This window comes from Gordonia effusa NBRC 100432, from assembly GCF_000241305.1.
Lineage (GTDB): Bacteria > Actinomycetota > Actinomycetes > Mycobacteriales > Mycobacteriaceae > Gordonia > Gordonia effusa.
Map to the genome: position 1 here is coordinate 90,638 of NZ_BAEH01000115.1, position 13,657 is coordinate 104,294.

General features: G+C 62.8%; 10 protein-coding genes. 7 read left to right on the forward strand and 3 right to left on the reverse strand.

Features of this window, described 5'->3' with window-relative positions; all coding sequences use genetic code 11:
- Positions 1–18 precede the first annotated feature (18 nt).
- From GOEFS_RS20055 to GOEFS_RS20065, 3 genes are all read left to right on the forward strand, one after another.
- Complete coding sequence (locus tag GOEFS_RS20055; protein WP_007319784.1) at positions 19–2,238, forward strand: MMPL family transporter; 2,220 nt, start codon at positions 19–21, stop codon at positions 2,236–2,238.
- Positions 2,235–2,945 (forward strand): TetR/AcrR family transcriptional regulator, encoded by a 711-nt coding sequence (locus GOEFS_RS20060; RefSeq protein ID WP_007319785.1) that lies wholly within the window; start codon positions 2,235–2,237, stop codon positions 2,943–2,945. The genes GOEFS_RS20055 and GOEFS_RS20060 overlap by 4 nt, the downstream gene beginning before the upstream one ends.
- 102 nt (positions 2,946–3,047) lie before the next feature.
- Positions 3,048–3,932, forward strand: a complete 885-nt coding sequence (locus GOEFS_RS20065) for a Bax inhibitor-1/YccA family protein (RefSeq protein WP_007319786.1) — start codon at positions 3,048–3,050, stop codon at positions 3,930–3,932.
- A 141-nt stretch (positions 3,933–4,073) separates the two neighbouring features.
- On the opposite strand, the gene GOEFS_RS20070 is transcribed toward GOEFS_RS20065, so the two are convergent.
- A complete protein-coding gene (locus GOEFS_RS20070) occupies positions 4,074–5,297 on the reverse strand; it encodes an acetyl-CoA C-acetyltransferase (protein ID WP_007319787.1) in 1,224 nt (407 codons plus the stop codon).
- Between the two features lie 49 nt (positions 5,298–5,346).
- Positions 5,347–6,300 carry an SGNH/GDSL hydrolase family protein gene (locus GOEFS_RS20075; RefSeq protein WP_007319788.1) on the reverse strand — a complete coding sequence of 318 codons (954 nt, stop codon included), beginning with the start codon at positions 6,298–6,300 and terminating at the stop codon, positions 5,347–5,349.
- A 242-nt stretch (positions 6,301–6,542) separates the two neighbouring features.
- Between GOEFS_RS20075 and GOEFS_RS20080 the strand changes: the two genes are divergently transcribed.
- Genes GOEFS_RS20080 through GOEFS_RS20090 form a run of 3 tightly spaced genes read left to right on the forward strand, consistent with a single transcriptional unit; the run spans position 6,543 to position 9,679 of the window.
- Entirely contained in the window at positions 6,543–7,946 is a 1,404-nt protein-coding gene (locus GOEFS_RS20080) for a cystathionine beta-synthase (protein WP_007319789.1), read from the forward strand.
- Positions 7,947–7,950: 4 nt separating this feature from the next.
- Entirely contained in the window at positions 7,951–8,514 is a 564-nt protein-coding gene (locus GOEFS_RS20085) for an RDD family protein (protein ID WP_007319790.1), read from the forward strand.
- The gene (locus GOEFS_RS20090; RefSeq protein WP_007319791.1) at positions 8,507–9,679 is read left to right on the forward strand and encodes a cystathionine gamma-synthase; all 1,173 of its coding nucleotides are present in this window, start codon (positions 8,507–8,509) and stop codon (positions 9,677–9,679) included. The genes GOEFS_RS20085 and GOEFS_RS20090 overlap by 8 nt, the downstream gene beginning before the upstream one ends.
- Positions 9,680–9,869: 190 nt before the next feature.
- Here GOEFS_RS20090 and GOEFS_RS20095 read toward each other — a convergent pair whose 3' ends face one another.
- Entirely contained in the window at positions 9,870–10,376 is a 507-nt protein-coding gene (locus tag GOEFS_RS20095; RefSeq protein ID WP_007319792.1) for an SRPBCC family protein, read from the reverse strand.
- 34 nt (positions 10,377–10,410) lie between these two features.
- On the opposite strand from GOEFS_RS20095, the gene GOEFS_RS20100 reads away from it, so the two are divergent.
- Positions 10,411–13,620: an AfsR/SARP family transcriptional regulator gene (locus tag GOEFS_RS20100; RefSeq protein WP_007319793.1), complete on the forward strand. Its 3,210-nt coding sequence runs from the start codon at positions 10,411–10,413 to the stop codon at positions 13,618–13,620.
- The last annotated feature ends 37 nt before the right edge of the window (positions 13,621–13,657 follow it).

Genomic DNA, 13,657 nt, shown 5'->3' on the forward strand with positions numbered 1-13,657 from the left:
GTCGACTGGGGGAGTTTCATGCTTGTCCGCCTTACGCGCGTAGTTATCGGCGCACCCAAGATCGTGCTCATCGGCGCTCTGATCGTGCTGGTCCTCGCCGGCGTTTTCGGGGCTGGTGCCGCGAAAGGGCTTCTCGCCGGTGGGTATAGCGACCCGCATTCGGAATCCGAGCGCGCCAACACGATCCTCGACGAGGAATTCGCTCGCGGCGGCCTGCAGGTGGTGGTCAAACTCGACGCCGCGCCCAACGTCGATATGGCTACGGACCCGACCGCGCGTCGCGTCGGCGAGCAAGTGATCGGCGAATTGAAGAAGCTTCCGTATGTGCAACAACCAATCCTGTCGGTGTGGCACAACCCCGCTGCCGCCGGCGCGCTGAAGAGCCGCGAGGGAAACTCGGCACTCGTCATCGCAACCCTCGCCGGTGGTGAAGGGGAGGCTCCGGCGCATGCGGAGGAGATCGCCGATCGACTGACTGGTGAACGAGAGGGGATCAAACTTACGGTCGGCGGTCAGGGCCTGGTTTTCGGTCAGGTCAATTCGCAGACGTCCCGCGATCTCCTCATCGCCGAGGCCATCGCCATCCCAATCAGCTTCATCGTGCTGATCGTCGTGTTCGGGGGCCTCGTGGCCGCCGGTTTGCCCATTCTCGTTGGTATCGCGTCGATTATCGGCACGTTCGCATTGCTGCGGACCATCTCGCTGTTCACCGACGTTTCGGTATTCGCACTCAATCTGACGACGGCGATGGGCCTCGCGCTGGCGATCGACTACACGCTGCTCATCATCTCTCGCTACCGCGAGGAAGTGGCCGCCGGGCGAGAACGGCCGGACGCCATCGTCGCCTCGATGGCGACCGCCGGTCGAACGGTCATGTTCTCCGCGGTGACGGTCGGTCTATCGTTGTCCGCCTTGGTGCTCTTCCCGATGTACTTCCTCAAGTCATTCGCGTATGCCGGCATCGGCGTCGTCGTGGTAGCGCTGGTGGCCGCGCTGATCCTGACACCCGCATTGCTGATGCTCCTCGGTGATCGCGTCGATTCCCTCGATTTGCGCCGTCCGATCCGACGACGACTCGGCCTCACGGCGCCGACAATCCGCAACGCGGAGGAGACGTGGTGGTATCGCGCCGTGCAATTCGTGCTGCGACACGCGGCGCCCATTGCCATCGTCGTGGTGATCTTCTTGCTGGTTCTCGGCGCACCGTTCCTGTCGATGAAATTCGGCTTCCCCGACGATCGTGTGTTGCCGACGTCAGCATCGGCTCGGTCGATACAGGACGAGATTCGTCGCGACTACGCCGAAGATCTGTCGTCGACGGTGACTGTCGTGGTGCGAGGTGCTGCGCCGCAAGAACTTTCGCGCTACACGGCGGATCTGTCAAAGGTGAGCGGTATCAACTCGGCGTCGTCGTCGAGTGGAAGTTTCGTCCGAGGTGAGCCGAAGGCGCCGGGGGCTCCGGGCGACACGAGGGATGCACTGAGCATTATCACGTTGTCCACCAAGGCGATTCCGACGAGCGAGGCAGGCGAGAAGCAGTTGACCGCGCTTCGCGACGTCGCGCGGCCGGGTACCGAGGTGTTGTTCACCGGTCTAGGGCAGCGGAATATCGACACGGTCGACTCGATTTACGGAGCCTTGCCGTGGGTGCTCGCGTGGATCGGCATCGCGACGTTCATCCTGTTGTTCCTCTTCACCGGCAGCGTGGTGCTACCGCTGAAAGCGTTGGTACTCAACGTACTTTCGCTGACCGCCACCTTTGGCGCGATGGTGTTCTTCTTCCAAGAGGGACATCTGGGCGGGTTGGGAACCACGTCGACCGGCTACCTCGTCTCGACCATGCCGGTGCTGATGTTCTGTGTCGCGTTCGGCCTGTCGATGGATTACGAGGTCTTCTTGCTTGGTCGGATTCGGGAAAAATGGCTGGCGTCAGATCGCACCCGCGATGACAGCGATCATGCCGTCGCGTTCGGCTTGGCGAGCACCGGCCGCGTCATCACCGCCGCCGCGCTACTGATGAGCATTGTGTTCGCCGGGATGATCGCGTCGCAGGTGTCGTTCATGCGTATGTTCGGAGTGGGGTTGACTCTCGCGGTACTGATGGACGCGACGTTGATCCGAATGCTGCTCGTACCGTCATTTATGAAACTCGCGGGCCGCGCCAACTGGTGGGCACCGGGCCCACTTCGCCGACTACACAACCGGATTGGGTTGTCCGAGGAGGGGGCGAAACAGTGACGGTAGGTCGCCGCGCGCGCTCACCACGCGGTTCGGGAGAGCAGCTACGTGGTGAAATCATCACTGCCGCAATGGAATTGCTCACAGAGCACGGGTCACCCGAAGCGGTGTCGGTGCGTGCGGTGGCCGCGCGGGTCGGGGTAACTCCGCCGTCGATCTATCTGCATTTCGCCGACAAGGACCAATTGCTCGACGCCGTCACGGCAGCGTCTTTTCAGCAACTCGATGACGTCCTTGCGACTGCGGGCGAGGGGATCGATGATCCGCTCGAGCGGGCGCTCGCTGAAGGCATGGCCTACGTCCGATTCGCGGTCGCTAATCCGGTGCTCTACGAGTTGGCATTCGCGCAACCCGCGACATTCGATAACGGCTCGATGGTGGACGAGGTTCTGGCGACAGCGGCATTTCTGCGTCTGTCCCGCACGGTTCAGGCGTTGATCGACGAAGGCTTCTACCCGCCCGGCGACGTGGTGGCAAGCGCGTTAGAACTCTGGTCGGCGTCGCACGGCGTTGCGTCGTTGATGATTAGCAAGCCGCATCTGCCCTGGGGTGATGATCTGACACTCGCGGAGAATGTGTTGCGGGCAGTGTGTTTCGGTCGTGCATCGATCGCGATCTTGGGAGATCGGCCCGGCCACGACGACGCGCGGGCCGCGCTCGACGCGCTACGTGACGTCGCTCGAATGACACTGGACGAGCCCAAATAGTCAAGAGAAGGTAAAGTCGGAACTCAACAGCGTAAGACACCGTTGTCTGAGTAAGTGTTCGCCCTCAAATTGAACCTGAGCATCTACACCTAAGGAGTCAAGGTGCGAGAAAGTAGCAACCCGGTTATGCGCGGCGTCGTCCGCGATAACCAGACCGGCTACCAGCAGCCTGGAATGAACCAGGGTGGTTACGCCGGATTCGGCGCTGGCATGGCAGGTGCCGGTGCGATGGCCAATCAGTACGGCCAGATGCAGCAGCCATATCCTCAACAGCAGGCGCCTGCCGTCGGTCGTCAGCTGACCATTGATGACGTCGTGACCAAGACCGCGATCACCCTGGTGGTGCTCACGCTGTCCGCGATTGCCTCGTATTTCGTCGTTGACTCGAACAATGCGCTGGCGATGCCGTTGACCTTGGTTGGCGGTCTGGTCGGCTTCGTGCTGGTGATGGTCGCGTCGTTCGGCCGCAAGCAGGACAACCCCGCGATCGTGCTCGCTTACGCGGCGTTCGAGGGACTGTTCGTCGGTGCGATCTCGTTCGTCTTCGCCAACTGGGCGGTGTCCGGCGATACCTCGGCCGGAGCGATGATCGGTCAGGCCATCTTGGGCACCTTCGGAGTGTTCTTCGGCATGCTGATCGTCTACAAGGTCGGCGCGATCCGCGTCACGCCACGGTTCACCCGCATGCTGCTTGCCGGGTTGGTCGGTGTGTTGGTGCTGATGGTCGGCAACTTGGTTATCGGGCTGTTCAACGGTGGCGAAGGCTTCGGCCTCCGCAGCGGTGGCCCGCTCGCGATCATCTTCTCTCTCGTCTGCATCGGACTGGCAGCGTTTAGCTTCCTGCTCGACTTCGACTCGGCCGACCGCCTCATCCGTGCGGGCGCACCGTCGAAGGCGGCCTGGGGCGTCGCACTTGGTTTGACCGTCACCCTGGTCTGGCTGTACGTCGAGATCCTGCGACTGCTCAGTTACTTCAACTCCGACTAGTCGGTTACTACTTCAATGCCCCCACTCGCCCCCGGCGAGTGGGGGCATTGTCGTATCAGCAGAAAACCGCACGCAATCGGGCTGGCGGGGGCGGGCTGCCCTCCGCTGGCCCGACAGGTGCGGTTTTCAGCGGTAAAGAGGTCAGCTCAAGCGTTCGAGCACCATCGCCATACCCTGGCCACCGCCGACACACATCGACTCGATGCCGAGTGTCTTGTCGTGGGTCTGCAGGTTGTTCAGCAGGGTGGTGGTGATGCGGGCGCCGGTCATACCGAACGGGTGACCCAGGGCGATCGCGCCGCCGGAGACATTCAACTTGTCGTGGTCGATGCCGAGTTCGGCGGCCGAGCCCAGAACCTGCACTGCGAATGCTTCGTTGATCTCGGTGAGATCGATGTCGTTGATCGACAGGCCGGCGATTCGTAGCACCTTGCGAATGGCCTCGATCGGGCCGAGACCCATGATCTCCGGTGACAGGCCGGTGGCCGCGGTCGCGACGACTCGGGCCAGCGGTGTGAGACCCAACTGCTTTGCCTTGGTGTCGCTCATGATGACCAGTGCCGCCGCACCGTCGTTGAGGGGGCAGGCGTTGCCGGCGGTGATGGTTCCGTCGGGTCGGAAAACCGGCTTGAGTTGGCTGATCTTCTCGTAGGTGGTGCCGGCGCGCGGGCCGTCGTCGGTGCTGATCTGGGTGCCATCGGCAAGGGTGACCGGCTCGATCTCGCGGGCAAAGAAACCGTCGGCGATCGCCTTCTCGGCGCGATTCTGGCTCAGTACGCCCCAGCGGTCCTGGTCTTCGCGCGAGATCCCGGTGAAGCTCGCGACGTTCTCGGCGGTTTGGCCCATCGCGATGTAGACGTCGGGAATCAGGCCGTCTTGGCGAGGATCGTGCCACGTTCCCGCGCCACCCTCGGTGGCCTTGGCGGTGCGTGCCTCGGCGTCGGCGAATACCGGATTCTTCGAATTGGGCTGGCCGTCGGCTGCGCCGGATATGCCGAAACTCGACACACTCTCGACGCCGCCGGAGATGATGACGTCCGCTTCACCGGCTTTGATCGCGTGCAGTGCCATTCGAGTGGTCTGCAGCGACGACGAGCAATAGCGGTTGACGGTCACACCGGGGATGTGGTCGTAACCGAGTTCGACGGCGATGACGCGTCCGATGTTGTAGCCACCCTGGCCGCCCGGCTGTCCGATGCCCCAGTGGATATCCTCGATATCTTTGGGGTCGAGTTCGGGAACTTTGGCAAGGGCCGCCGCGACCATCTGGCGCGACAACTCGTCGGGCCGGACGTCCTTGAGGGACCCCTTTCCGGCGCGACCAATAGGCGAACGGGCATGGGCGACAATCACTGCTTCTGGCATAGCGGCAACGTTACTCGCGACTGGTGAGCGTCTGTCCGTGGGTTGGGATTTACCGGAGAACCCGGCGAGCCAACCGATTGACGATCTTGTTCTCCTCGACGGCTTCGGACACGACCGGTGGCTGTGGCAGCGGGCCGGGCCCCCATTCACCTATCGCCGCCAGGACTTCGGGTAATAGGTTGTCGGCGGCGAGCGCGTACCCAGCGGCGGACGGGTGGTAACGGTCGGGCGAAAACATCGAATCGGGGCGGGAAAGGAATTCTTTGGCGAGAAGATCGGCCATCGGAACCGGACGGCCGCCGTTGCTGCGGACTTCGCTGCGCTGTGCCGCGGCAAGGCGGATGCCCAACCTACGCAGCACGCTGCGCAGTGGCTGAGGAATCGCGGTGATGACGCCGAAATCGGGACAGGTCCCGACGATCACCTTGGCGCCGACCTCGACGAGTTGCGCTACCGCATCGCCAAGTCTTTTCGCGGATGCTCCCGGGAAATTCTTCGCGGTGACGTCATTGGCGCCGATAAGGATAACGGCGACGTCGGGGCGTTCGCGGGCGATGATGGTGGCGTCGATCTGGGCGGCGAGACCTTTCGACGTCGCGCCGACGATGGCTTTGTTGCTGTAGCGCACCGTCTTTCCGGTTTCGTCGACGATCCGTCGGGCCAATTGCGCCCCGGGTGTTTCTGATGCGGTCTCGACGCCGAGTCCCGCGGCAGTTGAGTCGCCGAAGACCATCAGACGCAGATCGATATCCATCCCTCGCGTGTAGCGGATCGGTCCTGGTCCGCGCGGATCGTCATGCGGGAGGTAGACACCGTCGCCGTCCGGGGCGTTGTCGGTGCGATGCGGGATCACCCGACGTGCCGCGGCGGCCTGACTGTTGAGGTAGTTCCACGCTGCCCACCACGCCCCGGCGCTGGCTGCCGCAGCTACGGCGGTTGCGCCTACGTCGCGTAGGACCCGCGTCTGTACCCGGCTCTGCTCATGCCCGTCTGAATGCGACACGAGGTTCAGAGTAGTAGGTGTGGGCGCCGATGCTTGGGCGGTGGCCGGTCAATGAAACCGTGTTGCGGTGGGTGATGTTCGATATTGTCGAATCCAGGTGCACTATTCGGCGGAGGCGGGGACGAGGAGTCACAAGAACAGTGGCGAAGGCTGTGGACGCGATATGCGGCCGCGATTGCTCGACGTCAGCGCGTACCGGTCCCCGATTTTCAGCGCCTCGACGTTGATGGGACGATAGAGGCATGCGCATCGCCAATCACGTGATCGATTTGGTCGGCAACACCCCCCTGGTCAAACTCAACTCGGTGACCGAGCCCGGATCCGGTCTCGTGGCAGCCAAAGTCGAATACCTCAACCCCGGCGGCAGCTCAAAGGATCGCATCGCCGTGCGGATGATCGACGCCGCTGAGGCGTCGGGTGAACTTAAGCCGGGTGGCACCATCGTGGAGCCGACGTCGGGTAATACCGGCATCGGATTGGCGCTCGTTGCGCAACAGCGCGGCTATAAATGCGTCTTCGTGTGTCCCGACAAAGTCGGTGAGGACAAGCGCAATGTGTTGCGCGCATACGGTGCAGAAGTCGTCGTGTGCCCGACTGCGGTACCGCCGGAACACCCGGACAGTTATTACAACGTGTCCGATCGACTGGTGCGCGAGATCGAGGGCGCGTGGAAGCCGAATCAGTACGCGAACCCGGCTGGCCCGCAAAGTCATTACGAGACAACCGGACCCGAGATTTGGGCCGACACCGAGGGCAAAATAACGCATTTTGTGGCTGGCGTCGGCACGGGCGGCACCATCACCGGTACCGGTCGATATCTCAAAGAAGTGTCGGGCGGCAACGTCAAGGTGATCGGCGCCGACCCCGAAGGGTCGGTGTATTCCGGTGGCACTGGCCGCCCGTACCTCGTCGAAGGTGTTGGTGAGGATTTCTGGCCGGACGCGTACGACCCGTCGATTCCCGACGAGATCATCGCGGTTTCCGACGCTGATTCGTTCGAGATGACGCGGCGCCTCGCGCGCGAAGAGGGGCTGCTCGTCGGTGGTTCATGCGGCATGGCCGTGGTTGCCGCGTTGCAAGTCGCCAAACGTGAAGGTCCCGACGCCGTGGTGGTCGTCCTGCTGCCCGATGGTGGCCGGGGTTATATGGCCAAGATCTTCAACGACGAGTGGATGAGCAGCTACGGCTTCTTGCGCAGCACCCTCGACGGCAAGCAAAAGGGGGAACCGCTGGTCGGCGACGTGTTGCGCGGAAAGTCCGGCGCGCTACCGGATTTGGTGCACACCCATCCATCCGAGACCCTGCGTGACGCCATCGAGATTCTGCGTGAGTACGGCGTTTCGCAGATGCCGGTGGTCGGCGCCGAGCCGCCGATTATGGCGGGCGAGGTAGCCGGTGCGGTCACCGAGCGCGACCTTCTGTCGGCGGTGTTCGAAGGACGTGCCAGCCTCGCTGATCCGGTGTCGTCGCATATGGGCGAGCCGTTCCCGCTGATCGGTTCCGGTGAGCCGGTGTCGGTCGCGACCAAGGCCCTGAGCGAATCCGATGCATTGATGGTCGTCGAAGAAGGCAAGCCCATCGGTGTGATCACCCGGCACGACCTTCTTGCGTTTGTCACCAGTCACCCGACGCCCCGCGCGAATTAGGTCGATGAGTCAGTCAACACTGATCGCGACTCGCACGGCGCCGAACAGTATCCCAGTGCCGCATACCGGATATGCGTCCTGGGGGCGGAGAGCCGCCGCAGCGCTCATCGACGACGGTGTGTTCATCCTGATCAGCTGGATTGTGACGGTGCTCTGGGTGATCACCACGATCGAGTGGATCGCAGACCTCGCCGATCAGCCGTCGCATTCATCTAATACTCCGCTATGGCCGCCGACGATGTTCTGGGGTTGGCTCGCCATCCTGCTACTCATGCTTCCTATCCAGCTGGCCGTCAGCTATTGGAACTTCGGCAAGCTGCAGGGACGAACCGGTGCGTCGTGGGGAAAGCGGATCGTGGGCATCATGGTGGTCGATGAGGCCACAGGGGCGGTGCTTGGTATTGGAAAGTCCTTCGGCCGTGATCTGTTGCATGTCATCGACGCAACAGGCTTTTATCTCGGGTATCTCTGGCCGCTGTGGGACGAACGCAATCGAACTTTTACTGACATCGTGTTGAACACCATCGTCGTCAACCAACCTCCGAAAGGATCGAATATCCATGAGTGAGCAGCGCAGCGCAGCGGATTCTTCTCGCTGGCAAGGCTTTTCGACCAAGGCGATCCACGCGGGCTACGACCCGGACCCGGCAACCGGCGCGGTCAACGTGCCGATCTACGCGTCCTCGACCTTCGCGCAAGACGGCGTCGGCGGGCTGCGCGGCGGTTTCGAATACGCCCGCACCGGCAATCCGACTCGACAGGCGCTCGAAGCCAATATGGCTGCGCTCGAAGGCGGTACCTATGGTCGTGGCTTCGCTTCCGGCATGGCGGCAACGGATGCTCTGCTGCGTGCGAGTCTACGTCCGGGCGATCATCTGGTCATCCCCAATGACGCCTACGGCGGCACGTTCCGGCTGATCGACAAGGTCTTTAGCCAATGGGGCATCACGTATTCCGTGGCGCCGATCAGCGATGTCGATGCAGTGCGTGCCGCCGTCACCCCGGCGACCAAATTGGTCTGGATCGAAACGCCGACCAATCCGTTGCTCAACGTCGGCGACATTGAAGCGATCGCGGGCGTCGCGCATGGCGCTTGCGCGAAGCTGGTGGTGGACAACACCTTTGCATCGTCGTACCTGCAGCAGCCGCTGGCGCTTGGCGCCGACGTTGTACTGCATTCGACGACGAAATACCTTGGCGGACACTCGGATGTGGTCGGCGGAATGCTGGTCGTCGATGATGAACAACTCGACGCCGACATCGCCTTCCTGCAGAACGGCGCGGGCGGCGTACCCGGACCGTTCGACTCCTACCTGACACTGCGCGGCATCAAAACTCTTGCGGTACGGATGGATCGGCACTGCGACAACGCGGAGAAAGTCGTCGAGTTCCTGACCGGTCATCCCAAGATCGATTCGGTGCTCTACCCGGGCCTCGAGTCGCATCCCGGCCACGAGGTTGCCGCGCGGCAGATGAAGCGGTTCGGTGGCATGGTGTCGGTGCGGGTGGCCGGTGGTCTGGCGGCTGCGCAGGAATTCTGCTCGCGGACAGAGGTTTTCACGCTTGCCGAGTCGTTGGGTGGCATCGAATCGCTGATCGAGCATCCGGGTGCGATGACGCACGCGTCGACGGCAGGCTCATTGCTGGAGGTCCCCGACGATCTGGTGCGTTTGTCGGTCGGCATCGAAGACATCGCAGACATCCTCGGCGATCTGGAAAACGCACTGGGATAAGTCGTTCGGTCGAACGGGGCGTGGTCTCGATACACCCGGCTCGGCTGGCGCCTCGCCGGGCACTCGACCAGCAGTTACCGTCGATGGTCGAGTGCGCTCGCCGAGCGGAGCGAGACGCGCGTGTATCGAGACTCGGTGAGACGACCTCGGGTGGCGACGACGACCGACGTACCACCGATCGCCTATCCGCCTATCTTTTGGCGAAGTGCCGCAACGTATCCGTCTCTACCGTGCCGAATGCCCCGCTCGATATGGGCGACGAAAGCCACGACGGCAGCGAGGTGCCGCCCAATTCGATGCCGAACAGCCACACTAGGCGGCAACCGTGTTCTGCCGGTGAGACTTCGGTCAACTCGCCGAAACGTTTCAAACCGGGCATCGAACCACGCACGCCGTGAAATGCGTGGCGGTAGGTGTGCTCATCGGGATTCTCGTCCCAGATGAAGAAGATCTCCTCCATAGTCGCGAATCCGGGTGCCAGGGAGATCGAGCGAGTGGTGCCGACGCTGTACGGCCGCGCCGAGGTGTAGGTCACCGATTTCAGTGCGCGGCACCAGTCGAGCGTGTTCTGTCGGGTGAACTCCGACCAGGCGTATTCGGGACTGACCGGCAGGTTCACATCGATTCGGTAGCGCATCGGAGCGGTGTCGAAAAAGGTCTCGTCAGCGATCGGTTCGAGGGAGTGGCGGTTGCTCATGACGCTCGAGTCTATGCCGCATTAGGCTAGTCGAGTGCCCGACGACCCAATTACCGCCCAGCAGACCGTCATCGGTCTGTTGGGGCCCGTCACGGTCGCCGGTGTCGAGGTCGCCGGAGTCCGCGCGAAACGCCTGCTCGTGTCGTTGGCGCTGGCCGGTGGCCGGGCCAGGTCCGCGGACCGTCTCATCGACGACATTTGGGGAGATTTACCTCCGAAGTCGCCCCAGTCGGCATTGCATACTCAGATTTCGCGACTGCGGCATCTGCTCGACGACGGGTCCATCGCCGGGGTGGGCAGCGGATACCGGCTTGACGGTGTCACCACCGATTTGGATCTCGTGGAAAATGCCCTGGCAAAGGGAGATTCGCTCACGGTCGACGAGGCCGCGTCACTGTGGCGAGGCGCCCCGGGCGACGACCTGGGAGCCGATGACGAACTCGCACAGGAGCTTCGACGACGCGCGCACAATCTCGCGGGCAAGCTCGACGACGTGCGCGGCGCGAGTGCCCTCCGTGAGCGCGACTATGTCACGGCCCGAGAACTCGCGGAAAAACGTTGCACCGCAGATCCTCTCGACGAATCCGCACATATCTTGCTCATGAAAGCCCTCGCTGGTGAAGGACGGCGAGGCGAAGCTCTCGCGGTATTTTCCCGACTGCGTCGCGCGCTCGCAACAGAACTCGGTGTTGATCCAGGAAGCGAGGCGACGGCTCTCAACGCTGAATTGCTTTCGGATGCTGATTCGCCGAGTTCGATGGGTCTCGCTCGCCGTGGCAAGACTTCCGGACTCCGTGCTGAGTCGACTCCGCTGGTCGGACGTGACGACGATTTGCGCACCATCATCGACCTCCTTGACGCCAATCGTGTGGTCACCGTTCTCGGGCCGGGTGGCGTCGGCAAGACTCGTATTGCCAACGCGGTAGGCAACGAGTATGCGGCGCAAGGGAAAACGGTCCATTTCGTTCCCCTTGCCTCCGTGCGAGACGACGCCGACGTGGTGGCCGCGTTGGCTACCGCCCTCGGTGTCGGTGAAACCGACATGAGTGCCAGCGGTCGACCACGGCTGGCTGTCGGCGAACTCGCGGACCGGCTGGCCGACGCCGTGCGCGGTCGCCCGACACTGTTGATCCTCGACAACTGTGAGCAGGTTATCGACAGTGTCGCACGGGTTGTCGCCGATCTCATCGCCACCGAACCTGAGTTGTCGGTGGTGGCAACGAGTCGCTCACCGCTGCTGATCGCCGCCGAGCAGGTCTACCCCCTGCCGGTGCTGCGCGTCGACGGTGCCAACTCGTCCGCGGTGGAATTGTTTGTGATGCGGGCACGTTCGGTGCGACCAACAGCAGATCTGCCGACCGACAAAGTCGCCGAATTGTGTACTCATCTCGACGGACTGCCGCTGGCCATCGAACTCGCCGCGGCACGGATCCGCGCGATGACCGTCGATGAGATCACCCAGCGACTCGTCGCGCGCTTCGACCTGCTGCGGTCGGGCGACCGCACGGCGCCGGACCGGCATCGCACGCTGCATGCGGTCATCGAGTGGAGTTGGGACCTTCTCGACGATGCCGCGCGCGGTGCCCTGCGTCGAATGTGTCGCTTCCCAGCGGGTTTTGGCGTGGATGCCGCTGCGACGGTGCTTGGATGTGACGGAGCGGAGCTCGACGACACGCTCGACGCGTTAGTCAATCAATCATTGCTCGAAGTGACCGAATCCGGTGGGCGCGTGCGATATCGGATGCTGGAAATGGTGCGTGAGTTCGGCGAGGAGAAGCTCCAGCAGACCGGCGAAGGTGGCAATGTCGATGATGCGATGGCGCGGTGGGCGAGGGCGTATTCCCGTTCTGCGCGAGCTCATTACGACGAGTCGGCTGATCGGGCGCTCATCGCCTCGATGGAGGAGGAAGCCGAAAACCTCGTCTGGGTCTTGCGCCGAGCGTGCGAGCCAAGCGGTGCGCCGGACGAGGTGACCATTGTTACCGTGTTCCCGGCCGTCGCGGTGTTTTGGGCAATGCGCGGTCTACATGCCGAAGTTCGTTCATGGGGTCTGCGACTGACTGATCTGCTGCCCGTGCCGCGACGAGACTTGCCCGACGATCTGCGCGAACTCTGGCAACTCACCTTGACTGCGGCGTGCGTACACCTCCTGTTGCAGCCGATCATGCGACAACTTGCCAAAGCACGGTGGTACCTGCGTAGACTGCATCGTCCTGATCGTCAGCTCGACCAGCCGATGGAGTTCTTGTCATCGATCCTGTTGTCGCGCAGCACCTATGCCGGCCTTCGTGCGATCGTACTGGCGACCAGATCAGCGAACCCGGAGGTGCGCCGCGGCGCCCTGGCTCTCCGGATGAACCTCCGGGAGAACCTGGGGAACCTCGATGGTGCGCTACGCGACGGCGCGACGTTGCGCGAGATCTCAAATCCGGGCGATCCGTGGCAAGCGATGATCGATGTGTCTACAGCGAGTATCTATGGGCAGCAAGCACATTGGCAGACCGCGCTGGGCTTCTACCGAAAAGGTATCGCACAGCTGGAGGAGATCGGGGCCGAAGAGGACCAGATGCAGGCACGCGGTTACGTGGTGGTCACCCTGATTGCGATGGGCGATCTCATTGGCGCACAACGTGAACTGGATGTTCTCTCGCGCGGCTGGGGACCCGAGGACCCGGACCCGCAGGGCAATCCCGAAGTCATCGCGGGAATGATGGTGTGCCATGGGGAATTGGCACGCACACGTGGCGAGTCGGCCGCGCAATTGTACTGGCGGGCAGGAGATTTGCTGGTTCGTGAACACCCGCTGGTGGCATCCGATCCCGGGGCGGTGATGGTCCTCAGTGTCATTGTGATCGGATTGGTCCTTAGTGGGGACGGCCAGCGTGCGTGGGAGTTTCTGTCGACCGTCGCGGAGGGCGTCGAGGCGACGTTCGCGCAAACCGGGTGGCATGACATGCCCCAGGCCGGTGCGATGGCTTTGGCTGCGGGACTGGTGGTTTCGTCGCAACGTGGCATGCCGGAGGACGGCGCGGTGTTGATGCTTGTCGGAAAGCGGTTGATGGCCCGGCAAGACTACCCAGCGCTGTGTGAGGTGCGAGCTCGGATGCGAGAACTGTCGGGACTCGACGACGCGCGGTGGGAAGCTGAATCGGCGCGCGTCGATTCGATGTCCCGACGGATGGCCATAGCTGAGCTACGTCGGGTGCTCGCGAAACATACTGGCGGAAATCGCAAAACGTCCTGAGTCAGCGAACTGACCCAGGACGGTTTCGGGCGATCGA